This is a genomic window from Streptococcus sp. NM, assembly GCF_003390135.1.
GTDB lineage: Bacteria > Bacillota > Bacilli > Lactobacillales > Streptococcaceae > Streptococcus.
Map to the genome: position 1 here is coordinate 221,106 of NZ_QUOS01000002.1, position 24,388 is coordinate 245,493.

At 38.3% G+C, this 24,388-nt stretch carries 25 protein-coding genes and 1 riboswitch; of the genes, 8 read left to right on the plus strand and 17 right to left on the minus strand.

The window, feature by feature from the left end; genetic code table 11:
• Nucleotides 1-105: 105 nt before the first annotated feature.
• From DXN33_RS05620 to DXN33_RS05630, 3 genes are all read right to left on the minus strand, one after another.
• Complete coding sequence (locus tag DXN33_RS05620; protein WP_115904580.1) at nucleotides 106-366, minus strand: hypothetical protein; 261 nt, start codon at nucleotides 364-366, stop codon at nucleotides 106-108.
• Between the two features lie 11 nt (nucleotides 367-377).
• Nucleotides 378-980: a Rha family transcriptional regulator gene (locus DXN33_RS05625; RefSeq protein ID WP_115904589.1), complete on the minus strand. Its 603-nt coding sequence runs from the start codon at nucleotides 978-980 to the stop codon at nucleotides 378-380.
• Nucleotides 981-1,220: 240 nt separating this feature from the next.
• Nucleotides 1,221-1,418, minus strand: coding sequence for a helix-turn-helix transcriptional regulator (locus tag DXN33_RS05630; protein WP_115904581.1), 198 nt, complete (start codon nucleotides 1,416-1,418; stop codon nucleotides 1,221-1,223).
• Nucleotides 1,419-1,618: 200 nt separating this feature from the next.
• Here DXN33_RS05630 and DXN33_RS05635 point away from each other — a divergent pair, with 200 nt between their 5' ends.
• The 5 genes from DXN33_RS05635 to DXN33_RS05660 all read left to right on the plus strand — a co-directional run bounded on the left by DXN33_RS05635 (nucleotide 1,619) and on the right by DXN33_RS05660 (nucleotide 5,242).
• Nucleotides 1,619-1,891 carry a helix-turn-helix transcriptional regulator gene (locus tag DXN33_RS05635; protein ID WP_398584271.1) on the plus strand — a complete coding sequence of 91 codons (273 nt, stop codon included), beginning with the start codon at nucleotides 1,619-1,621 and terminating at the stop codon, nucleotides 1,889-1,891.
• A gap of 16 nt (nucleotides 1,892-1,907) precedes the next feature.
• On the plus strand, nucleotides 1,908-2,186 hold the full coding sequence (locus DXN33_RS05640) for a hypothetical protein (protein ID WP_142745830.1): 279 nt from the start codon (nucleotides 1,908-1,910) through the stop codon (nucleotides 2,184-2,186).
• An 84-nt stretch (nucleotides 2,187-2,270) separates the two neighbouring features.
• A complete protein-coding gene (locus DXN33_RS05645; protein WP_084931959.1) occupies nucleotides 2,271-2,810 on the plus strand; it encodes a hypothetical protein in 540 nt (179 codons plus the stop codon).
• A gap of 187 nt (nucleotides 2,811-2,997) precedes the next feature.
• Nucleotides 2,998-3,762, plus strand: coding sequence for a type II toxin-antitoxin system PemK/MazF family toxin (locus DXN33_RS05650; protein WP_084931957.1), 765 nt, complete (start codon nucleotides 2,998-3,000; stop codon nucleotides 3,760-3,762).
• A 313-nt stretch (nucleotides 3,763-4,075) separates the two neighbouring features.
• Complete coding sequence (locus tag DXN33_RS05660; RefSeq protein WP_115904583.1) at nucleotides 4,076-5,242, plus strand: site-specific integrase; 1,167 nt, start codon at nucleotides 4,076-4,078, stop codon at nucleotides 5,240-5,242.
• A 156-nt stretch (nucleotides 5,243-5,398) separates the two neighbouring features.
• Here the strand turns inward: DXN33_RS05660 and DXN33_RS05665 are convergent, their stop codons facing one another.
• From DXN33_RS05665 to DXN33_RS05730, 14 genes are all read right to left on the minus strand, one after another.
• On the minus strand, nucleotides 5,399-6,127 hold the full coding sequence (locus tag DXN33_RS05665; protein WP_049487589.1) for an ABC transporter ATP-binding protein: 729 nt from the start codon (nucleotides 6,125-6,127) through the stop codon (nucleotides 5,399-5,401).
• Nucleotides 6,127-7,134: an ABC transporter substrate-binding protein gene (locus DXN33_RS05670; protein WP_115904584.1), complete on the minus strand. Its 1,008-nt coding sequence runs from the start codon at nucleotides 7,132-7,134 to the stop codon at nucleotides 6,127-6,129. The genes DXN33_RS05665 and DXN33_RS05670 overlap by 1 nt, the downstream gene beginning before the upstream one ends.
• 37 nt (nucleotides 7,135-7,171) lie before the next feature.
• The gene (locus tag DXN33_RS05675) at nucleotides 7,172-7,930 is read right to left on the minus strand and encodes an ABC transporter permease (RefSeq protein ID WP_181897293.1); all 759 of its coding nucleotides are present in this window, start codon (nucleotides 7,928-7,930) and stop codon (nucleotides 7,172-7,174) included.
• Nucleotides 7,893-8,183: a thiamine-binding protein gene (locus tag DXN33_RS05680; protein ID WP_049491139.1), complete on the minus strand. Its 291-nt coding sequence runs from the start codon at nucleotides 8,181-8,183 to the stop codon at nucleotides 7,893-7,895. Before DXN33_RS05680 ends, DXN33_RS05675 begins: the two co-directional genes overlap by 38 nt.
• A gap of 69 nt (nucleotides 8,184-8,252) precedes the next feature.
• Nucleotides 8,253-8,355, minus strand: a riboswitch (TPP riboswitch).
• A 101-nt stretch (nucleotides 8,356-8,456) separates the two neighbouring features.
• Nucleotides 8,457-11,090: a DNA polymerase I gene (gene polA / locus DXN33_RS05685; RefSeq protein WP_115904590.1), complete on the minus strand. Its 2,634-nt coding sequence runs from the start codon at nucleotides 11,088-11,090 to the stop codon at nucleotides 8,457-8,459.
• Nucleotides 11,091-11,208: 118 nt separating this feature from the next.
• Nucleotides 11,209-14,361 carry an SIALI-17 repeat-containing surface protein gene (locus DXN33_RS05690; protein WP_115904586.1) on the minus strand — a complete coding sequence of 1,051 codons (3,153 nt, stop codon included), beginning with the start codon at nucleotides 14,359-14,361 and terminating at the stop codon, nucleotides 11,209-11,211.
• Nucleotides 14,362-14,666: 305 nt separating this feature from the next.
• The gene (locus DXN33_RS05695) at nucleotides 14,667-15,806 is read right to left on the minus strand and encodes an SH3 domain-containing protein (protein ID WP_049552675.1); all 1,140 of its coding nucleotides are present in this window, start codon (nucleotides 15,804-15,806) and stop codon (nucleotides 14,667-14,669) included.
• Nucleotides 15,807-15,894: 88 nt separating this feature from the next.
• Nucleotides 15,895-16,161, minus strand: coding sequence for a Veg family protein (locus DXN33_RS05700; RefSeq protein WP_001278169.1), 267 nt, complete (start codon nucleotides 16,159-16,161; stop codon nucleotides 15,895-15,897).
• A 1-nt stretch (nucleotide 16,162) separates the two neighbouring features.
• Nucleotides 16,163-17,515, minus strand: coding sequence for a replicative DNA helicase (gene dnaB / locus DXN33_RS05705; protein WP_004263550.1), 1,353 nt, complete (start codon nucleotides 17,513-17,515; stop codon nucleotides 16,163-16,165).
• A gap of 43 nt (nucleotides 17,516-17,558) precedes the next feature.
• Entirely contained in the window at nucleotides 17,559-18,011 is a 453-nt protein-coding gene (gene rplI / locus DXN33_RS05710) for a 50S ribosomal protein L9 (RefSeq protein WP_000864213.1), read from the minus strand.
• On the minus strand, nucleotides 18,008-19,981 hold the full coding sequence (locus DXN33_RS05715; protein ID WP_049552676.1) for a DHH family phosphoesterase: 1,974 nt from the start codon (nucleotides 19,979-19,981) through the stop codon (nucleotides 18,008-18,010). Before DXN33_RS05715 ends, rplI begins: the two co-directional genes overlap by 4 nt.
• 135 nt (nucleotides 19,982-20,116) lie before the next feature.
• Complete coding sequence (hpf, locus tag DXN33_RS05720; protein WP_004255322.1) at nucleotides 20,117-20,665, minus strand: ribosome hibernation-promoting factor, HPF/YfiA family; 549 nt, start codon at nucleotides 20,663-20,665, stop codon at nucleotides 20,117-20,119.
• Between the two features lie 79 nt (nucleotides 20,666-20,744).
• Nucleotides 20,745-21,407: a ComF family protein gene (locus tag DXN33_RS05725; RefSeq protein WP_070842124.1), complete on the minus strand. Its 663-nt coding sequence runs from the start codon at nucleotides 21,405-21,407 to the stop codon at nucleotides 20,745-20,747.
• On the minus strand, nucleotides 21,404-22,702 hold the full coding sequence (locus tag DXN33_RS05730; protein ID WP_049491128.1) for a DEAD/DEAH box helicase: 1,299 nt from the start codon (nucleotides 22,700-22,702) through the stop codon (nucleotides 21,404-21,406). The genes DXN33_RS05725 and DXN33_RS05730 overlap by 4 nt, the downstream gene beginning before the upstream one ends.
• Nucleotides 22,703-22,758: 56 nt before the next feature.
• Here DXN33_RS05730 and DXN33_RS05735 point away from each other — a divergent pair, with 56 nt between their 5' ends.
• The 3 genes from DXN33_RS05735 to DXN33_RS05745 all read left to right on the plus strand — a co-directional run.
• Nucleotides 22,759-23,394 carry a YigZ family protein gene (locus DXN33_RS05735; RefSeq protein WP_049491126.1) on the plus strand — a complete coding sequence of 212 codons (636 nt, stop codon included), beginning with the start codon at nucleotides 22,759-22,761 and terminating at the stop codon, nucleotides 23,392-23,394.
• A 15-nt stretch (nucleotides 23,395-23,409) separates the two neighbouring features.
• Nucleotides 23,410-23,853 (plus strand): PH domain-containing protein, encoded by a 444-nt coding sequence (locus tag DXN33_RS05740; RefSeq protein ID WP_000863906.1) that lies wholly within the window; start codon nucleotides 23,410-23,412, stop codon nucleotides 23,851-23,853.
• 96 nt (nucleotides 23,854-23,949) lie between these two features.
• On the plus strand, nucleotides 23,950-24,388 hold a 439-nt coding region (locus tag DXN33_RS05745), incomplete at its 3' end, for a PLP-dependent cysteine synthase family protein (protein ID WP_115904587.1).

Sequence of the window (24,388 nt, forward strand, 5' to 3'; positions counted from 1 at the left end):
TGATAGAATAGATATTTTTTGCTATAATCAAAGCATAGAAAAATTTTCTATACTCTGAATTGTGTCGCTTGCTCGCCTCGTCTAAAATTTGAGCAAGTGATTTTTTTATTTTCTTTTTGCATGATTACTACCCGACTGTGGTTTATAAATCAAATCTTTACTATCGATAAGATCTAGAATCCAGCTGAATCCCTGCTTCACCATTTCAAGAAATGCGCCCAGGTCTTCACTGTCCAAGTTCTCGTAGTTCATACAAAGATATTCGGCTAGTTGTCTGTCTTTCTCAACTAGCTTTTTAAAATCCTTGGAATACTTAGGAATTTCTACCCCTTTGGCATTTGTAACTGTCTTAAATTCATTTTCCATTTTCTATACTCCTATACTTTAAAAATTAATTCCTTAATTTCTGAATATCCCCTATTCAAGTTAATCATCGCTATTGCCATATCTTCCAAACGCTGATAGTTTGTCAGTTCCGCGCTTGTTAAACTGTCAATACCGTTTTCACTTTCTCGCTCTTGCATGAGTTGGGACTTGTTTTTCCCTGTCACTCCCTTTAGTAGTAAGTTTGTAAGTGTACTATAGGCATGCTTGGGCGCTTTCTCCCATGTTTGAATAGCTTCAGTTAAGCTTTTACGCTTTGGCTTTTCCAGTTCTCTTTGAAGGTGGCGTTTAGAAAGTTCGTCACGCATTTCAAAGAATGCTTTGACTAGGTTCTTCTTAAACTCTTTTACGGGTTCTGTATTTCGTAAGTAAGTGATCATCAAGGTTGCTTGTTGCTCATTCAAAATATAGTCCCGTACATTTTGCCCACTCTTTGAAGGTGAAATTTTAAATTGCACCTTTCCAAAACTCTCAAAGTCCTCTCGGTGCTTGTTCAGCAAAATCTTCAAATGTCTGTGCTTAATTTCAGCGCAGTCTGCAACGATACTGCTCAGTGTATACGGCTCTTTCTTGCCGTCCATATAAACCAATTCCATTGGTTCGCTCCTTTCTTCTTGTTGCTCGTGCTTGCCACCAAAAACAGTACCAAGGTAAATCATTGTGGTAGGGAAAATTTAGGAGAGAATAAACCCCTACAAACCCTTGATACTGCCATAGGTAGCAAGCAAATCACTCTAGCAAATATTTAGCTAGAACCGTTTATCAATCCCCAGTGGTAAAGCACCACATGAAAAATCTGTAAATGTAGAGTAGTATTACGATTAGTTCGCTCCTTTCTAATATTTCGTATCAAGAAATTCATCAAGTGTAACTCCTAAGTAACTAGATACTTTTTTCAATGTATCAATACTTGGATTCTTTGCACGTTCATAATACAAAGCCGTTAAGGTACTTTTTGAAATTCCCGTAGCTTTTGCAACATCAGCGGTTTTTTTGCGTCGCTTCGCTAATAACAATCTCATATTATTTCTCATTTTTTACCTCCATTTTAGAAATTCACCATAATTGATTGAAAAGTGTTTGATATGGTGTACTTTTTGTACAACTTTCCGTTGATAGCAATATTATATTGTACTTTTTGTGCAATGTCAATGCTTTTTCTAAAAAATGTTGAATTTTTTTTGCAACAATGAAAAAAAACGTGGTAAAATACTCTTGAAAGGTGTTTTTAAATATGGATAATAAGTTAAAAGAATTGAGGTTAAATAAAGAATTTAACGGTAAAATAGGAATGACTCAGCAAGAAATAGCTGATGAAATAGGTGTTACAAAAAGAACTTATATTTATTGGGAAAAAGGCGAACGTCAAATAAAACCAGAAAAAGCCCAGCAACTAGCAGATATATTCGGAGTCAGTGTAGGTTATCTGTTAGGCCATGAAGAAAATACGAGTGAGCAATTACAACATTTGATTGAAGAACTCGAAAAAAAAACTAACAGAATATAATAAACAATACAATGCAATGAAAGAAATACTATCTGAAAGGTTACAATACTTAGATCAAGTTCTCCATGAAGATGAAATCCATAGAGGAAAAGCTATAACTACTTTACACACTATCAAATCACTTGTAGATAGCAGTGACGAAATGTTTGAGCTTATTTTATCTATTAAGGAAAATCACTTTAAATCTGAAAAACTAAGATTGATTATCCAAAGTATCAATCAAACGAACGAACTTATAGAAAAAAACAAAAACAATGAATCCCCTCAAAAACTAAACTCCTCAGATAAACAATAGTAACTCTATTCCAAAGGTTCATTGTGCAAAAGATAGGTATCAAAATCTTTTATCATAAAAACATCAGCATATAGGAGGCTACTTATGAAAAAATTACTAAGCACGTCAGCTATTTTACTTTCTGCTACCGTCCTAGTGGCTTGCTCTAACAATCAATCAACTACTAAAGATAGCTCGGAGCAACCAAAAACGGAGCAAAAAAACACTACTTCAACAAACACAAAAGCCAAAGTAGATAACAGTAAATACGATAATCTAATTTCTGAAATCAAATCAAAATTAGATCCTGAATCAACTGGAGCAATAAGCGTTAAAATTCAAAATAACGTAATCGATTCAGATTCATCCGAACCGCATGATACAATCATGATTTTGCTAACTGGAACGGCTAAAGATAGCGCAAAAGAGACTATGGACGCAATCAATTCAAATTCTGCTACAACTAATCAGCAAAATGCAATTACTGTATTTCGGATGTCTATATCTGAGTTTGCTAAAAAATTACCAGACGACAATACTACTCTTTCCCTTGGGTATGAAAAATCTGCTGATCAATACGACTTAATCGCAAAATCTTCAAAACAAAAAGATTTTATCCCTGTTGGCGAAATCATCGTAAATTAAAAACTCCCCCATATTCGCCAATAGAACCCCTATTTCTAAGGTCTATTGTGCAAAAATTGGGGAAATTGAAGAATAGAAAGCCGATTTTACAGACTAAAGCGCAAAAAACTGCAAAATTGACAAATAGAGATGACTAATATCTTCTAAACCATCGGCGAAGTCGTGGGCATATATAGAGAGAATTAAAATGAACAAAGAAAATCCATATTTTGAACAAACCAAACAAAACTACATAGAAGTTGAAAAACTCTATAAACTTGGTAAAGCAAAGCATACATCTTCTAAATACAGATTTCTTGCACTAGCAGTTAAAAGACAATCTGAACAATTCTTATTTGAAGCCAAGACTCAAAAAAGAAAATATTGGAAATTCAGTCGTGGTTCTCTGGTATTCGTAGAGTTCGGTGTAAATATAGGCGGAGAATTATCAAATAATCATTGGGCTATTGTCTTAGACAAAGTAGATAGTCCCTATAAAAAAACACTTACAGTAATTCCTCTAACATCTAAAAATCAAATAGATACTGTACTCATAGACGAAGTCATTGCGGAATATCCTTCTATTTTGCTTGATGAATATATTGAAAAATTACACAAAGATTTATTTGCCTACCTAAAATATTTAGATTCCAATAATGCAATTACTGAAGCTGCCTTATCGGATGTCTACCAAGCTTATACAGAACAATTTTCAAACGAAATAATTCAACCTAAGATAATAGACGATGATAACCTTAAACGGACACAATCAGAAATAAATGACGTTATTGAATTAACTCAATACTACAAAAAATACATTAAGCGTTCTTATGCCAAGTGTAATAACCTTCAAACAATCAGCAAAGATAGAATTTTAAAGAAAAATAGATTAGATCCAATCGGAAAAATGAAAGTATCTGATAACACATTGGACAAAATTAACGAAAAGTTAAAAGAATTATACCTTTTCTAATCTCTTGACATTTTTTAATAATTATATTACAATACAGCTATTAGGAGTTTAGCTCCATAAAGTTTACATTTGGATTTTAGATCCATAACGTGATAGTAGCCGTATTTGATACGGCTACTTTTCTTTTTATATTCTAGTAAACATAACTTAAAATAAAAAACTCCCCCATATTCGCCTTGTTTTCTATTCTGGTACAATTTACCGTCCGACTGCTTAAAATCGAAAATAGGGGCATTCTCGTAGCTCCTCGCATGGTATAAACTCAAAACCTTTTCTAATTGCTTGCCTGCTGATGGAAAAAGGAGTTAAAACCATGAAAATTACACAACACACGAAAAAAGACGGATCAGCAGTCTACCGCTCCAGTATCTATCTTGGCATTGATTCTGTGACTGGTAAGAAGGTTAAGACTACCATATCAGCACGAACAAAGAAAGAACTCAGAAACAAGGCCACCCAGGCTAAGGTAGAATTTGAGAAAAACGGCTCGACACGGAAACAACGCTCACATATAACAACCTATCGTGAACTTGTAGACTTGTTTTGGCAAACCTATCAGCATACCATAAAGACTAATACGCAGATAAAGATAAAAGGCTGCTTAAATAACTACCTCTTACCCTCATTTGGTACTTACAAACTAGATAAACTTACACCTATCATTATCCAAACTCAGGTAAACAAATGGGCGGATGAGTACAATCAGGACGGAACGGGGTATAAAGAATACAATCATCTTCATGCCTTAAATAAACGTATTCTACAGTATGGACTTTCTATTCAAGCATTAGACAATAACCCCGCTCGTGATATTGTCATTCCTAGAAAGATAACCAGAGATAAACAAGAAATTAAATACTTTCAAGATCAGGAACTTAAAAACTTCCTCTCCTATCTCGATAACCTAGAAAATACCTTTATCAATTTTTATGATACCGTGCTTTATAAGACACTCCTAGCTACTGGACTGCGCATCCGTGAATGTCTGGCCCTGGAATGGTCTGATATTGACCTGCAGAGCGGAACGATTGATATTAACAAGACACTCAACATTTTAAACCAGGTAAACAGTCCTAAGACAAAATCAAGCTATAGAGTTTTAGATATCGATCATAAAACAGTGCTCATGCTTCGTCTCTACCGAGCAAGACAAGCGGAAAACGGTAGAAACATTGGCTTAACCTATGAGAAAGTGTTCTCTGATAGCTTTGACAACTATGTCAATACTCGAAAGGTTGATTATCGCCTACATAAGCACTTAAAAAACGCTAACTGTACTGATTTAGGCTTTCATGCTTTCCGACACACTCACGCTAGTATCTTGCTTAATGCTGGCCTGCCATACAAGGAAATACAGACACGGCTTGGCCATGCAAAAATATCTGTAACTATGGACACTTACAGCCATTTATCAAAAGAGAACCAAAAAAGAGCAGTCTCATTCTTTGAAACTGCCCTCGAAAAAATAAAAAGTTCTTAAAAAAGTCCACAAAATAAAAAAAGCGACACATAAAACCCTTATGTATCAACGATTATAGAATGATTTCGGTATAATTGACTATTATACCGAAATTTTCTCATTTTTAAAAGAAAAAGGGCGCTGGTAAAGGATAATCTTCACCAACTCCCTATTTTTCTACTTATCTAAGCCTAATTCTGCCAAGATTTGACGTTTGTAGGCAATCTTTTGGACTTCCTTGTCCTCATCTTCAGACCAATCTAGTTTAATTTCTGAAACAATCTGCCCAGGACGATTTTTCAAGATATAGATGCGATCGCTGAGACTGAGGGCCTCCTCGATACTGTGCGTAATAATCAATGTTGTCAGTTGCAACTGCTTGTGAATCTCCAGATACCAAGCGTGGAGTTCCATCTTGGTCATCTCATCCAAGGCGCTAAAGGCCTCATCCAAGAGAAAGAGCTTGTGCCCGAAAAGGTAAGTTCGGAGCAAGGCTACACGCTGGCGCATCCCGCCACTAAGTTCATGAGGATACTTGTCCCTTACAGCTGTCAACTGGAAGGTAGCAAGAATTTCATCTGCGCGAGCAATAGCTTCTGCCTTATCCACCTTTTGAATCAAGAGGGGCAGAATGATATTACCAAGCACCGTCTTGTGTTCCAAGAGCAAGTCCTTTTGCAACATATAACTCACGCGCCCCTTGGGATTCTCCTCCCCATCAAGGACAATTCTCCCTGACTGGACTTCTAAAATCCCAGCGATTAGATTAAAGAGGGTGGTCTTTCCAACACCACTTGGGCCTAGGATAGAAACCACTTCACCTGAAGTCACCTGCAGGTTGATATCCTCTAAAATCCTCTCTTGATCATAGGCATAACTGACGTGTTCTAGTCTAATCTCTGTCATTATTTCACAAATTCGTTGGTGAAGCCTTTGTCTGTCAAGTCTTCTTTAAGGATACCATTTTCTTTATCCCATTTGTAGAAGGCATTCCAGCGAGCTGCATCAAATTGCCCCCATTTTTCCTTGTCGCTTGCGTATTCTTTTGACAAGTATTTTTGAGATTCGATGACAAAGTCACGTTTTTCCTTGAGTTCAGGTGCATTTTTGATGAGGATATCAGCTGCTTCTTCTGGATGCTCCATGGCATATTGGTAGCCTTTTTTGATAGCTTGGATGACTTTACGAGCTTCTTCTTTATTGTCTTTGAGGTAGTCATTGTTTGCGATGATAACTGGTGAATAGTAGTCAAACTCCTTGACGTAGTCTTTCAAATACATAAAGTTAGCATCTACACCTTGAGATTTGGCAAGAATACCATCCCAACCGTAGTAGATCCAAGCAGTATCAAAGACTCCATTGGCAATCGGTGTGATTGAGTTTGAGTCGTTATTTGGTACTTTTTCAACCTTCTCAAAGTCTCCACCTTGAGATTCTACCAAGGTTTTCAACATAGCAAGTTCAGTTGGATCATTCCAAGTTCCGTATTTCTTACCAACCAAGTCTTTTGGACTAGCTACATTGTCAGATTTACGAGAGATGATTCCTGATGTATTGTGTTCTACGATAGCTGCAACAGCAGTAATTTCTGCCCCTTTTTCCAATTTTTTAGCCATATAGTCTTGGAAATAGACTGCAAATGGTGCCTTACCATTGATAACCAAATCAGAAGAACTTTCTTCCGGTGGTAATTTCAAGTCAACATCCACTCCAGCTTCTTTGAAATAACCTTTTTCCTTAGCCACATAAAGTCCTGTGTGGTTGGTATTTGGTGTCCAGTCTAGGATAAAGTCAATCTTTTTAAGTTCTGTTTCCTTATTATCCTTAGAAGCAGTTCCTTGACCACAGGCCACAAGCACAACAGCTACAAGAGCTGTTACAAGCGTTAAAAACACTTTCCATGTTTTCTTCATTTTGATTTCCTCTTTTCTTTTTTGAAACATTCTTATGTTACAAACGTTTCCATTTAATAACATATTTTTCACTAATATCGACCAGCTTCATACCGAGAAGACTGATAATCGATACCAGAATAATAATAGCAAACATGGTATCATACTGAAACAGTTTTTTGGACTGAATCATATAAACACCAAGACCCTCAAAGCCTCCCAACCACTCAGATACCACTGTTGTGATAAAGGCGTAGGAGACACTGACCCTCAGACCTGCATAAAAGTAAGGCAGGCTGACTGGAATTTTAAAATGCCACAGGATTTGCCAAGGTTTGGCCCGCATCAGACTAAACAGGGTCAGCATATCCTTGTCACAATGCCTAAAACCGTCCAAAATGCTAACGATGATAGGAAAAGTAGTCGTCAAGATAATCAAGACAATCTTGGGCAAAATCCCATAACCTAGCCACAAGACCAGAATAGGGGCTATAGCAATAGTCGGGATAGTTTGAACAACCACCATCATAGGGTAAATCAGATCGTTAAGCCAAGTCAAACTATCCATGAGCACAGCCATGAGACAGGCAATCAAGACTCCCAAAATTAGACCTAGCAAAGCCACTCTCAAGGTCGCCCAGCTATGGTGCCAGAGAAATTCTCTATCACGAACAAAGGCCTGGAGAATTTCAAGAGGTGTCGGCAGGATAAACTTGGGGAGAAGTTTAAGCAAACCTGCTAGCTGCCAAATTGACAAGACTCCGAGAAAACCCAATAGACTAATGTGTCGTCTCAGTATACTTTTCAAGCTTCTCATCAATACTTAAAATCTCTCCTACATTTATTTTGACATTGGCAAAGACATTATCTGCCTCACGCCCTGCCATTTCTAGCGATTCTTTAAGAATGCGCATGAGCTCATCAAACTCCCCTTCCAAGACCGTTTCAAATGGTGTCACTACCATGGTCACTTCTTGAGCTTGCAGATAAGCAATAACCTGATCGATAACAGTAATCCGATCAATCCCCTGTGATAGGGGTAAAACTTGCAAGGCAATGCTTGCTTTCATAACAACCTCCTCTTCTCGTTTTCCTCTTTATAAAAAGAAAAACCTTTACCATATATGGAAAAGGTGCAGAATAGACTAAGTATTGTTCCCTACGCTGGCATTACCCAAATCAGGTGCGGTCGAAGTTTAACACTTCCTCTCAGACTGTACACAGACTCCCATATATTATATGGACATATGATAGCGCAAAACAAAAAAAATGTCAAGGAAACTGCTTACAGAAAAACATGAAAAAGAGTTTGAAAACAAATGCTTCAAACTCTACATAACTTTTTATTTAGCCTCGTACCAGGTTACCCCTTCATTCTCATCTGCGATGAGGGGAACACTGAGTTGAATAGCTTCTTCCATGGTTTGTTTGACCAATTTTTTCATCTCTGCCAGCTCAGATTTAGGAACTTCAAGGACGATTTCATCGTGCACTTGTAACAGCATCTTAGTCTGATAAGCACCTGCAACCAAGGCTTTATCCAGCTGAATCATGGCAATCTTGAGAATATCTGCCGCCGATCCTTGGATAGGAGAGTTGATAGCTGTCCGCTCTGCAAAACCGCGAATGTTGAAGTTGCGCGAATTGATATCTGGCAACTCACGGCGACGCTTAAAGAGGGTCTCTACATAGCCCTTATCACGCGCCTCACGCACCACTTCATCCATGTAGTTTTTAATACCTGGGAAGCGTTCAAAGTAGGTATCAATGTAGGCTTTGGCCTCCTTACGACTAATTCCCAAATTATTAGACAAACCAAAGTCTGAAATCCCGTAAACCACTCCAAAGTTAACGGCCTTGGCATTTCGACGGTCGTTTGCAGTCACATCCTCAGGACGCTCAATGCCAAAGACCCTCATGGCTGTCGAAGTATGGATATCTGCCCCCTCTTGGAAAGCCTTAATCAAGTGCTCATCCTTAGAAATATGTGCCAAAACGCGTAATTCAATCTGTGAATAGTCCGAGCTGAGAAGGACACTATCCTCCCACTCAGGCACAAAAGCCTTCCGAATGAGACGGCCCTGCTCCAAACGCACAGGAATATTTTGCAAGTTTGGATCCACACTAGACAGACGACCTGTTTGGGTCAAATCCTGCACATAGCGAGTATGAATCTTGCCATCAGCCAAAATCCAGTCCTGCAAACCAATTACATAAGTGGATTGAATCTTAGCAATCTGACGGTAGTCAAGAATTTTCTTAACAATCGGAGCAATAGGAGCCAGGCGCTCCAAGACATCCACCGCAGTCGAGTATCCAGTTTTGGTTTTCTTAGTGTATTCTAGAGGTAGCCCCAATTTTTCAAAGAGAAGTACGCCCAGCTGCTTAGGCGAGTTAATATTAAACTCCTCACCAGCCAGTTCATAAATCTCCTGAGTCAGTTTTTCAATGACAATCTCATTTTCAGCCTGCATCTCAAGCAAGGTCTCTTTCTTGACCGTAATCCCAGCAATTTCCATCTTGGCAAGGACAAAAGCCAGAGGTTGCTCTATATCATAAAGAAGCTCTAATTGCCCATTTCCACTGAGTTTTTCAAGTAAAACAGGCTCAGTCTCAACCAAAACAGCAAGCTTACGAGCTAAGTGTTCCAAGAATTTCTCACGTTCAGGAATGGCCTTTTTTACACCTTTACCATAGAAAGTCTCATCATCAACCAAATAAGTCTGACCATAAAGACTAGCAATAGTCGCAATTTCATTGTCCTCCACAGTCGAAAGGAGGTATTTAGCCAAACGGCTATCAAAAGCAGGCGACTGCAAATCCACACCAAAACGACGCAAGAGAACCTTGGATTTTTTAAAATCATAAATTTTCAAAGATGTTTTTTCTAAGAAATCCTTGAAAATAGGTTCCTGAAAAAGCTCAAGCTTGTCTGTAGCATAGAGCTTTTCCCCACAAGACCAGGCAAAACCAACCAAATCATCCGTATGGTAATTCTCACCAAAAAGCTCAAAATGGAAGATAGACTCTTCACTCAGCATGTCTTGACTGATTTGGTCAACAATAGTAAAGTCCAAACTCTCAGCCACTTCAGCTGACGATGCATTTAAAGTCTGCTTGAGCTGTTTGAAGCCCATCTCATCGTAGAATTTCCCAAGGTTTTCAACATCTGGACCACTATAGACCAAATCCTCCAAACCAATCTCAATCGGTGCCTTGGTATCAATGGTCGCCAGTGTTTTAGACAAAAAGGCCTGTTCCTTATCATTGATGAGATTTTCCTTCATCTTAGAAGCCTTCATCCCATCGATATTTTCATAAATCCCCTCAAGCGAACCATGCTCCAGCAAGAGCTTGATACCCGTCTTTTCACCGATTTTGGTCACCCCAGGGATATTATCCGACTTATCACCCATGAGCGCCTTGAGATCGATAAACTGAGTCGGTGTGATGCCCATCTTTTCCATAAGATATTCTGGCGTAAAGGCCTCAAACTCAGCCACACCTTTCTTGGAAATCTCAACCACCGTATGCTCATCCGTCAGCTGAATCAAGTCCTTGTCCCCACTGACAATGGTAATATCAAAACCATCCTGCTCAGCTAGTTTATCCAGCGTCCCAATGATGTCATCCGCCTCATACTGAGCCAACTCATAATGACGAATCCCCATATGATCCAGCAACTCACGAATGAAGGGAAATTGCTCACGAAACTCATCAGGAGTCTTAGCCCGACCACCCTTATAGTCCGCATACATCTCTGTACGGAAGGTCGTCTTACCCGCATCAAAAGCCACCAAAATATGACTCGGCTCAACCCGTTCCAACAAGTGGCTCAACATCAACTGAAAGCCATAAATCGCATTGGTATGCAAACCAGCCGCATTCTTAAAACGGTCTAACTGCTGATAGAGCGCAAAAAACGCCCGAAAAGCAACAGAAGACCCATCAATCAATAATAATTTTTTCTTATCCATACACCCATTATAAAGGAAAGCACCAAAAAATACCATTGGGAAGAGTTCCCTGAGAGAAACTAAGATAATCTAAAAAAGAGAAGGAAGTTACTCCCTCTCTTTCAAACTACGAAATGAATTAGTTTTTACGTTTCACAAATGGAAGGGCACCAAGGAACAATCCAAGGAATCCTAATGATGCAACTGCAGCATTATCTTTACCACCAGTATTTGGAAGTTCTTTTTTATCTTCTGCTTTTGCTGCTGGTGCTTGATAAGTATTATCCTTGTTAGTACCTGCTGTTGTAAGAGTATATTCTGGAACTTCGTTAATTGCTGGGGCGTCGGTTTCTGCATACGCTGGAACTTCAGTAATTGCTGGGGCACCTGTCTCTGCATACGCTGGAACTTCGTTAATTGCTGGGGCGCCTGTCTCTGCATACGCTGGGACTTCAGTAATTGCTGGGGCGCCTGTCTCTGCATACGCTGGGACTTCAGTAATTGCTGGGGCGCCTGTCTCTGCATATGCTGGGACTTCAGTAATTGCTGGGGCGCCGGTTTCTCCGTATGCAGGAACATTATTCACTGTAGCGTCTTCACCATTTGTAGATAAAGGCCCTGTATATTCTGGAACTTCGTTAACAGCTGCTAAGACAAAATTAGCACCACCTTTATATTCTGGAACTTCATTAACAGCTGCTTCTAAACTATTAACTCCACTGTTGAATTCTGGAGCTACCTCAGCTACAGGAGATAATAATGCTTCTCCGTTTTCATTCACAGGTGTATTGGTTGCAAGAGTTCCAGTGAATTCTTGAGCTACCGCAGCTACAGGAGGCAATAATGCTTCTCCATTTTCATTCACAGGTGTATTGGTTGCAAGAGTTCCAGTGAATTCAGGGGCTACCTCAGCTACAGGAGCATCAGCCGCATTAACTCCTCCACTATATTCAGGAGCATCAGCTACAGTAGGAGGTGTTGCATCATTTACCCCACCATTGAAATCAGAGCCATTATCCCCAGCAGGAGAGTCACTAGGATTCACACCACCGTTGAATTCAGGAGAGTTAGGAGCACTTGGAACTTGGTCAGGTTGTTTAGCATCATCAGAAGGTGCATCACTAGGACTTACACCACCACTAAAGTCTTTCGATTCTTCACCCTTAGGAACTTCTTTTAAGTTTTCGATGTAACCTAAAGTTGCGTTGTAATTCTCAGTTAGTTTGGCAATTGCATCGTCATCCTCTTGAACTGCTTCGTTCACTTCGTCGAAATTGGCCTTAGCTTCTTCAGCTGCTGCTTTAGCAGAAGCAACTGAAACTTCTAGTTTAGTTACAGCATCTTGCAATCCATCTTGGATAGCTTGATCCGCATTGTATTTCTTAGCAGTTTCAAGAGCAGTTTTAGCTTTTTCTAAAGTTTCGTTTTGTTTCTCTAATGTAGCATTTTTCTCTTCTACTACCTTAGCTTTTTCAGCAGCGTCAGCCTTATCTTCCTCAGCTTCTTTAGTTAATTTTTCAATTTTTTCAGCTAAATCATCAGCAATGTCTGTAAGTTTTTTGACAATTGGTTTAGAAGCTTCTTTTTTAGCTGCTTCTTCAATTTTTTTAGTTTCGTCAGCAGTTAATTCTTTAGTTTTATAAGCTTCAGGAGCTTTATCTTTTGTGTTAGCATCGTTGAGGAATTCATCTATAGCTTGAGTAGCTGTAAGAACTCCATCTTCAATCGCTTTTAATAAAGCTTCTTTACCGATTTCAGCTTTTGCTTCTTCGATAGCTTTCGCTTTATCTTCTGGCTTGATGCTAGCATCCTTGTTGACTTTATCTTCAGCTTTTTTTTCAAGTTGCTCTAAAGCACCTTTCAAAGCTTCTAAGTTATCTGCTTCTTCTTTTTTAGCGTCTTCTTCTTTTTTAACTTCTTCTTCAACTTTAGCTTTTGCTTTAGCTGCTTCTTCTTTAGCCTTAGCTAATTCAGCTTCTGCATCAGCTTTAGCTTTGTCTGCTTCTGCTTTTGCAGTCTCAGCAGCAGTTACATCAACAGCTTCTTTTTTAGCTTTAGCTGTAGCTTCTTCTACTTTTTTAGCTTCTTCAGCAACTTTCTTCTCTAATTCAGCAACTTTAGCATCAGCTTCTGCTTTAGCTTTAGCAGCTTTTTCAGCTTCGGTTGGTTCAGCTTCTTCCTCTGGAGTTTCTTCTGCTGGTTTAGCTGGTTCTGCAGCTTCTTTTGCTTCTGCTTTTTTTACTTCTTCAAGAAGATTATCACGTTTTTCAGTTAAATCTTGAATTTCAGCTGTAGCATCTTGAACTTTCTCAGCAGCTTCGTCAAATTCAGATTTGGCAGTATCACGTTCTTTTTCAATCGCAGTTACAGCTTTTTCTAATGGTGCTGTGATATCTTCAGCAAATCCGTTATCTTTAGCGGATTTAAGAGCTTCTTTTGCTTCTTTTAAAGTATCTTCCTGTTTTTTTAGTGTTTCAGCTTTCTTTTCAGCATCAGCTTTTAATTTCTCAGCATCATCCGTTAAGTTTTCAATTGTTTCAGTTAAATCATCAGCTTTGTCTTGCAATTTTTCTGATGCAGGACGAGCAGCATCCGCTGCTTCACCTTCATCAATTCCCGCTTGAACCTCTTCAGGAAGCTTGTCCTTAGATACAGGAGTTTCTGTTTTAATTGTTGGATTAGTATCTTGTGCTTTTTCAGCATCATCTGCTAACTCAGCAAGAATATCAGAGGCACTTAATTCACCAGACTCAACAGCCTTTAATAATTCTTCTTTTGCTTTTTTATCAAGCAATTCGTTATCAGGCATTTGTTTCAAAGCTTCAGTTAAACCTTCTTTAGCTTCAGCTTCTTCTTTTGCGGCTGCTTCTTCTTTTGCGGCCTCTTCTTTTGCTTTAGCGTCAGCTTCAGCTGCTTTAGATTTAGCATTAGCTAATTCGTCATCAGCAGTCTTTTTAGCTTTTTCAGCTTCGACTTTTGCAGTTTCAGCGTCAGCAGCTTCTTTTTTCTCTGTTTCAAGTTTTGCAGCTGCATCAGTTGCTGTAGTAGTTGTTGTATCTACTTTTTCTTGCGCTGCATCAACTTTAGCATTAGCTTCTTTTTCAGTTTCTTTTGCTTTTTCTACCTCAGTTTTTGGAGTTTCAGCCGTAAGTGTAGGCTTAGTTTCTCCAGTAGGTTGAGCAGCTGTAGGTTTGTCATCAGCTTTCACAACTGACGGTTGAGATGCAACAAATGTAGCACCTAAAACAGCTACACTAGCCAAACTGGTTAAAATCATTTTCTTTTTGTTCATCTTGTGTACCTCTTTTTGAGAATCATATTTATGTACATTATAAACCTTTTTTTGAGTGAAATCAAGAAATATATTATATTATATATACTTTATTATTAATATAATGTATTTTGAGGCTATAAAAAACTTCAAGAAAGTAACGCATGTTTTACTAGCTTTCTTTTTTTCTTTCTTTTCATCACTTTCATTTTCTATAGCAAATTATAGTTTCGAATCCAATTCAGATATCTTAACTCTTCATAAAAACTCTAGTTTAAACAAAAAAACAGGAGATTTCTCTCCTGTTCAGATTCAATTACTTAAAATTAAATCCACTCACCATTATGATTTACAGTATAACCGTCTACTATTGTATTAACAGCTAGCTCACCTGAAGAGTAAGAATAATACCACTTACCAGAGACTTGATACCAGCCCGTTTTCATTGCCCCTGAATCATCTAGATAATACCAAAATCCTTTCTCCTGTAACCAGCCTGTCTGCATTTCACCAGATGATTTCAAATAATACCAGGTAGAACCATCTTTCAGCCATCCCGTCGACTTAGAACCATCTGATTTGAAATAATACCAACTACCATTTATTTTCTTCCAACCCACAGTCAATCCATTATTTGAACCATGATTAGATTTATTTACTGATTGATTTTGTGACGAAGTCACTCCCTCCAACTGAATATAACGTCGACTCCCGCTATAAGAAATATAACTCAACCACTTGTAACCATCCTTTTCTATCACCTGATCATAATGAACACTCTCACCTGGAGAATAATATGCAAGTGGAGTTGCATTCAATAATGGTTGATCTTTAATAGGAGTCTCCACCTTAAAATAATGAGTTCCTTTCATCAAAGATGACGATTGACTGGTCACAACATGATTGCTTGTCGAATCTTTTGAACTGCTTGGGACTTCTTTAGAATTGCTTGATAAATCTTTAAAATGAATAAAACCGGTCATCTTGTTTGCTTTTACAATTCGTTTATTATAATTACCTTTATAATCATAGTTATATTCCTCAATTTCTATATTATCTCCCATCACATTTGAAACCCAAGCAACATGGCCATAACCTCCTGCAGTAGACCAAGCAATAGATCCGATAGCTGGTGTATTATCGACACGATAACCTTCACGACGAGCACGATAACCCCATTCACCAGCATTACCATAAGCTCCTGGAAGCTCAAAACCATTTACTCCACTCAAGCGAAAAGCAGCAAATGAAGTACACTGACGAGAATACATCCTCCACTTATCAATACTCTGACTCCCATTTTTATAATAAGCAGGATAATCATCTCCACGAGCATAAGAACTGTTTGCATGAACACTTTCTCCAGCCGACAACATCAGCCCTACTACTAAAAAAGGAACAACCTTTTTAACTGACTTTCTAATAGAAAACCTTGTCTCTGCTACTTTAAATGGTGAAATTTTCATTCTTCCTCCTTGAAAAATAATATAAATCGAAGATTCCCTTCACTTAAACTATTCGGAGAAAAAAGAAAAAGTGAGAAAATTTCTCACTTTAGTCAAGATAATGAATCAAATTCTTTTCTGTAAGGATATCTGAGTAAGTAAAGGATTCAACGTAAACATTAGCTTGTTTATCTCCTTCAACGTTCCCAAATTCAACGATAAATAGGGATGGATAAACCTCAATTAGCTTACCCAATCTATTTTTTTGGCGCTTACGACCATTCTCCAAAGTCATTTCTACGACTTGTCCCTCATGTGCCTTGATTTCTTCTTTGATTTTTTTCATCTTGGCTACATCTGTAAATGCATCTGACATCTTATGCCTCCCTCTTTGAGATACTTGAAAATTTATTGTATTCTTTTTGGAAAATTAATTCCACCGTTCCACGAGCTCCACTACGGTTTTTCTCGATAATAACTTCTACCTTATTATTCGGTATGCCTTCCTCTTCTTCACCACCACGCTCATAGTAATCGTCGCGATAAAGAAAGGCTACGATATCAGCGTCCTGCTCAATAGACCCAGATTCACGAATATCAGACAAGACCGGTCTCTTATCCTGACGTTGTTCTACACCACGAGAAAGCTGACTTAGAGCGATTACTGGAACCTTCAGTTCCTTAGCTAAAATTTTCAACTGACGTGAAATTTCTGAAACCTCTTGTTGACGATTTTCCCGACCAGTTCCCGTGATAAGCTGCAAATAGTCTATTAAAATCAAACCAAGATTTCCAGTTTCTTGAGCCAGTTTACGAGAACGAGAACGAATCTCTGTAATCCGAATCCCTGGCGTATCATCGATATAGATACTTGCATTAGCTAGATTCCCTTGAGCAATGGTATATTTTTGCCACTCCTCATCAGTCAATTGACCCGTACGGATAGAATGCGATTCCACCAAACCTTCTGCCGCCAACATACGGTCCACTAGACTTTCCGCACCCATTTCGAGTGAAAAAATAGCAACTGTTTTGTCCAACTTAGTCCCAATATTCTGAGCAATATTCAAGGCAAAGGCTGTCTTACCAACCGCCGGACGAGCTGCTAAGATAATCAACTCCTCCTCATGAAGACCAGTCGTCATATGATCCAAATCACGATAACCTGTCGCAATACCTGTAATATCGGTCGTTTGTTGCGAGCGAGCTTCCAGATTTCCAAAGTTGATATTCAACACATCTCGAATGTTCTTAAATCCACTTCGATTAGCATTTTCGCTGACATCAATCAGGCCTTTTTCTGCCTGAGCAATGATTTCATCAGCTGGTTGCGAAGCCTCGTAAGCTTGATTGACAGACTCTGTCAACTTGGAGATTAATCGACGTAGCATGGCCTTCTCTGCAACAATCTTAGCATAATACTCCGCATTAGCAGAAGTTGGCACAGAATTGACAATCTCAACCAGGTAAGACAGGCCACCAATATTCTGTAAATCACCTTGATTATCAAGAATGGTACGAACCGTTGTTGCATCTATAGCATCGCCACGATCGGATAAATCGACCATAGCTTGGAAAATCAAACGATGGGCATACTTAAAAAAGTCCCGAGATTCAATATATTCTCGCACAAAAACAAGCTTACTCTCGTCAATAAAGATAGCCCCTAAAACGGATTGCTCAGCTAAGATATCTTGAGGTTGTACTCGTAACTCTTCTACTTCTGCCATCAGACTTCCCTTCCTTTTACAATCTTGTCAAGAAAGTGTAAATTTACCCTTCTTTCACACGAAGATTGATTACACTTGTAATATCTTGATAGATTTTCACTGGTACATCAATCAAACCAACTGCTCGAATCGGAGCTTGTACTTGGATATGACGTTTATCAATCTTAATTCCAAATTGCTTTTGCAATTCTTCTGCAATTTTCTTATTGGTAATGGAACCAAAGGTACGACCATCTGGACCAACTTTTTCAACAAATTCTACAATAGTTTCCTCTGCTTCTAGTTGGGCTTTAATTGCTTTTGCTTCTGCAATCATCTCAGCGTGAGCTTTCTCTTCTGATTTTTGTTTACCACGAAGTTCACCTACAGCTTGAGCAGTTGCTTCTTTTGCTAAATTCTTTTTGATAAGAAAGTTTTGTGCATACCCTGTTGGTACTTCCTTAATTTCGCCTTTTTTACCTTTTCCTTTAACATCTGCTAAAAAGATTACTTTCATTCTTCTTTCTCCTTTTCCTTTATTTCATTTAATACAATTTCTGTCAGTTTTTCACCTGCTTCTGACAAGGTTACATCTTTAATTTGAGCTGCTGCCAAATTAAAGTGGCCTCCACCTCCCAGCTCTTCCATAATCCGTTGTACATTCAGCTTACTACGACTGCGAGCTGAGATAGAGATAAATCCTTGTGTATTCTTCGCAAGAACAAAACTCGCTTCAATACCTGACATAGCTAACATGGCATCTGCTGCCTTACTAATAACAACTGTATCATAACATTTCGAGTCCTTAGCCTCTGCTATTAGTACATCTGAACCTAATTTACGCCCCTGTAAAATCAGTTCATTGACCTCACGATATTCTTCAAAATCTGTCGCAGCAATTTCTTGGATAGCAATACTATCACTTCCTCTCGTTCTGAGATAGCTAGCAACATCAAATGTCCGACTAGTCACTCGTGAGGTGAAATTTTTAGTATCCAACATCATACCAGCCATTAAAACACTTGCTTGCATACGACTCAAACGATTTTTCTTAGAATTCTGGAACTGAATCAATTCCGTTACCAACTCACTGGCACTACTTGCACCACTTTCGATATAAGTAATAACCGCATTATCTGGAAAATCCTGATCCCTTCTGTGGTGGTCGATGACGATGGTTTGGGTAAATAAATCATAAAAATCTTTTGATAAAGTTAAAGCTGTCTTTGAATGGTCTACAAGAATCAACAAAGAACGATTGGTCACCATCCCCATTGCGTCCTTAACAGACAACAACTTTGTAACTCCTTCTTTTTCTAAGAATGAAACAGCTCGTTCAATATCCGGCGACATTTGTTCTTCGTCATAAATAGCATAACTATTTTCAGTCACATTACTGGCAAACAAGTGCATACCTACAGCAGAGCCAAGAGCATCCATATCTAGATTTTTGTGACCAACTACAAAAACCTGATCCACACTTCGAATCTTATCTGAAATAGCTGTCATCATAGCACGCGTACGAGTCCGTGTACGTTTGATTGAGGCAGCAGATCCACCACCAAAATAAACGGGATTTTTCGTTTCGTCATTCTCCTTAACAACCACTTGGTCGCCACCACGCACTTCAGCCAAGTTCAAGTTGAGCAATGCAACTTTCCCTATCTCATCATGATTTCCATCACCATAAGAAAATCCCATACTTAAGGTCAAAGGCAGCTGTCTCTGTTTCGCCTCTTCTCTGAATGCATCAATAACAGAAAATTTATCATTCATCAAGCCCTCAAGCACCGTGTAGTCCGTAAACAGATAAAAACGATCCATACTTACTCGACGGGAGAACATGGCATGCTTCCCAGCAAATTCTGAAACAAAATTGGCTACAAAACTGTTAATATGACTAATGTCAGACTCCGATGTCGCATCTTCTAAATCGTCATAGTTATCAACGGAAACAATTCCAATAACCGGACGACTCGTCACTAACTCAACAGTCGCTTCGTATTCTCCAGACACATCAAAGAAGTAAAGAACACCAGATATCTTGTCCATATGAACCGAATAGCGAGTCTCACCCAAGGTGGCATAAGAACCTGGATTCCCCACAGACGCCTTTATAATTGTTTGAATTAATGCAACATCAATCTCCCCCACTTCATTAGTCAAAATCAATTCAGCGTAAGGATTGAACCATTCAACTTCACCTGACGATAAGTCTAGTTTAATAACTCCGACAGGCATCTGTTCTAACAAAGTTGTCAAACTATCTTCAGCTTGGTGGTTTACATACTGGATTTGTTCTACTTCACTCTTTGAGTAGTAATCTCTCTGATGGATGAATAGTAAAATATATGAACCCAAAATAAGTAGCAAAAGAAATAGCGTTACCAGTGTATTCGTTACAAAAACAAGTTGCACAGATAGCACTCCGAACGCCACTATTCCTAATATTAAGGGGAAAATAGGACTTACATAAAATTTTTTCATTCCAAACCTCTTGGCACCCATTATACCATAATAACCACCAAAAAGCGACTTTTTAAAAGTGTAATCAGTAATTCTATCAATTATAAGAAAAAGGAGGTTTACAATTTAGTAAACCTTCCTTTACACATATTGAAATTAAGATTCTTTAACTTCTAACAAGCCAATCTCGCCATCTTCACGACGATAAATCACATTGGTTGTCTGATCTTCAACATCCACATAGATAAAGAAATCATGTCCCAACAAATCCATCTGTAGAATAGCTTCTTCCAAATCCATTGGTTTTAAATCAATTTGTTTTGAACGAACAACTCTTGATTGGACAACATTTGTATCTTCCACCAAAGCATCTGTAAATAATTGACTAGTTGCTACCTTATTTTTATTTTTACGCTCGATTTTTGTTTTATTTTTACGAATCTGACGTTCAATTTTATCGGTTACAAGGTCAATTGAACCATACATATCTTGAGACACATCTTCTGCACGAAGAGTAATTGAGCCAAGCGGAATCGTCACCTCCACTTTAGCCGTTTTTTCACGATACACCTTCAAGTTAACTCGAGCATCCAACTCTTGTTCAGCTTGAAAATACTTTTCGATCTTTTCGAGTTTAGAAACTACATAATCACGAATTGCTTCTGTTACTTCTAGGTTTTCACCACGGATACTATACTTAATCATATGAGTACCTTCTTTCTAAACATTTTTGTTTTTCTGATTTCATTATAACGCTTTCATTTTATTTTTGCAAATTTTTTCCTCATCTTACAAGGGAAAATGTTTTTACATCCTCAGCACCAGCTTCTTCCAACAGTTTCTTCACACGATTTATAGTTGTTCCAGTAGTATAGATATCATCTATAAGTAGGATTTTTTTAGGAATAGTGACTCCACTTTTGACAAAGAAGGGAAGTTCTGTTGCCAAGCGTTCTGAACGATTTTTGGAAGAACTAGCTCGCTCTTCTCTCTTCTCTAGTAAGTCTTGAAAAGAGAACCCTGCTGCTTCAACTAAGCCTTCAACCTGGTTAAATCCCCTCTCGAGCAATCTTTCCGGACTTAGGGGAATTACAACAAATTGATACTCTTTGTACTTTTTTAACTCCTCACTTAAAACTGAAGCAAAGACTTTTCTTAAAAGGAAGTCTCCATCAAACTTATACCGACTGAAAAAATCCTTCATAGCTTGATTGTAAATAAAAATCGCTCTATGACTGACTTCAACTCCTTCTTTACACCAAAATTGACAATCTTGACACTTTGTTGACAATCCTGTTTTCATACAGTTTGGACAGTTCTCTTCTCCAATCCTATCAAAAGTAGAATCACAATCTAAACAAAGACAGGAGGCATCATTCTTCAGAAGTAAAAGACTACTGAAAGTTAAAACAGCCTTCATAGTCTGCCCACATAATAAACACTTCATAGACCCGCCTCCTTATTCATCTGTTGAATTTCCTTAATTGCCTTTTTGATTGAAGCATTTAACCCGTCATGGAAGAAAAGCAAATCTCCTGTCGGTCTATCCATGCTTCGTCCAACTCGTCCACCAATCTGAATCAAACTAGATTTGGTAAACAGACGATGGTTGGCTTCTACTACAAAAACATCCACACAAGGGAAGGTAACTCCACGCTCCAAGATTGTCGTACTGATAAGTATTGTCAGTTCTCCATCTCGAAAAGCTTGCACCTGCTCTAATCGATCTTCCGTAACTGAAGACACAAAACCAATTTTCTCATGCGAAAATTCCTTCTGTAAGACTTCTTTTAATTGCTCCCCTTTCTTAATTTCTGAAGCAAAAATGAGTAACGGATAACCTGTCTTTCTCTGTTTCTCAATATAAAACTTTAACTTTGGTGATAAACGATTCTTATCCAAATAGCGATTAAAATCGGATAACCAGACAGGTTTAGGAATAATCAAAGGATTTCCATGAAACCGTCTAGGCAAACTCAATCGTTTTAATTCTCCGATGCGAACCTTCCTATCTAACTCATCGGTAGAAGTTGCTGTTAAAAAGATTCTCAAGCCATTCTCCTTTACACTATTCTTGACAGCATGGTAAAGCGTAGGGTTGTCAACATAAGGAAAAGCATCTACTTCATCCACTATTAGCAAATCAAAAGCATGATAAAATTTTAACAGCTGATGAGTCGTTGCAACAACTAGTGGTGTTCGAAAATACGGCTCTGATTCTCCATGTAGGAGGGCTATCTCGCAAGAAAAATCCTTTTGCAGGCGCTTGTACAGCTCCAAACACACATCGATTCTAGGGCTGGCCAAACAAACTGCACCACCTTCATCAATCACTTTGGCCACAACTTGGTAAATCATTTCTGTCTTTCCAGCTCCTGTTACAGCGTGAACCAAGGTTGGTTCCTGCTTATCTACCGCTTGAATCAATCCCTTTGACACCTTCTCTTGAAAAGGAGTTAATTGACCACGCCATTTAAGAACATCTTGCTTCGGAAAATCCTCCTGTGGGAAATAGTATAAAGCTTGATCACTCCTAATTCGCTTCATAATTAAGCACTCCCGACAATAGTAAGCACCGATGGGCAAATACCATTCATCTAAAATAGCACTATCACAACGTTGACAGAAAAGTTTCCCTTTCTCCTTTCTCATTGCTGGAAGTTTCTCCGCCAACTGACGTTCCTCTTCTGTTAATTCATTCTCCGTAAACAACCGACCGAGATAGTTTGGATTTACTTTCATACTTCTTTATTCGTAAAAACCTAGCGCTTTAGATGATTTTTTAGTACAATTAAATCATGGAATTTAGAACAATTAAAGAGGACGGACAAGTCCTAGAAGAAATCAAAAAATCCCGCTTTATCTGTCATGCCAAGCGTGTTTATAGCGAAGAAGAGGCTCGTGACTTCATTACTGCCATCAAAAAAGAACACTACAAAGCTACGCATAACTGCTCTGCCTTCATTATTGGGGAACATAGTGAAATCAAACGGACAAGTGATGATGGTGAACCCAGTGGTACTGCTGGCGTTCCCATGCTTGGGGTACTAGAAAATCACAATCTTACTAATGTCTGTGTAGTAGTGACACGCTACTTTGGAGGCATTAAGCTAGGCGCTGGAGGATTGATTCGTGCTTACGCCGGCAGTGTTGCCTTAGCTGTCAAAGAAATTGGCATCATTGAAATAAAGGAACAAGCTGGCATTGCTATTCAAATGTCTTACGCTCAGTACCAAGAGTACAGTAACTTCCTTAAGGAACATGATCTCATGGAACTTGAGACAAACTTTACAGATCAAGTCGATACAATGATTTATGTTGATAAAGAAGAAAAAGAAAATATTAAAGCTGCACTTGTAGAGTTTTTTAATGGAAAAGTAACTTTAACTGATCAAGGTTTACGAGAAGTTGAAGTTCCTGTAAACTTAGTGTAAACAAAGGAGAAAAATATGGCATTTGGTAAATTCATTCAAGGACTCGCTGGTAACTTTAGCGAGCAAAACAAAGAAACTCTTATCAAAGAATATGGACAATATCTACTAGAAAATGAAGAAATTCAAAGTGGATATAAACTGATTCGTGACTCAATTATATTTACAAATATACGTATTATCTTTACAGATAAACAAGGTGCTACCGGTCGTAAGATGTCTATTAAATCAATCTTTTTGATGAACATTGTTAACGTTGAAATGGAAACTGCTGGAGCAGGTATAGATGATAGTGAAATTACTATTACTTATTTAGAAAATGTCTTTCTAAAAGCACATAATGAGCATTTTAATGCTCATAAATTTGAATTCCCTAAGAAAACGGATATCATTCCACTTTACACCTATTTATTAGAATTAGCTTATCACAATCGCTTGAAAATTAACGGCTTAGACCTTTGATATAAAAAAATCCTATCACTTCGATAGGATTTCTATATTTTACAAATGGTATAGATAGCGTTATACTAGAAATATCTTATACAAAGAGGTATTCATATGTCTATTTATAACAACATTACTGAATTAATCGGTCAAACTCCGATTGTTAAACTCAACAACATCGTGCCAGAAGGGGCTGCTGACGTCTATGTAAAGCTTGAAGCATTCAACCCTGGTTCTTCTGTAAAAGATCGTATTGCTCTTAGCATGATTGAAAAAGCTGAACAAGACGGTATTCTGAAACCAGGTTCTACAATTGTTGAAGCAACAAGTGGAAACACTGGTATTGGACTTTCATGGGTAGGTGCTGCTAAAGGGTATAAAGTCGTCATCGTTATGCCTGAAACTATGAGTGTAGAACGACGTAAGATTATCCAAGCTTATGGTGCTGAACTCGTCCTAACTCCTGGTAGTGAGGGAATGAAAGGCGCTATTGCTAAAGCTCAAGAAATCGCTGCTGAACGTGATGGTTTCCTTCCTCTTCAATTTGACAATC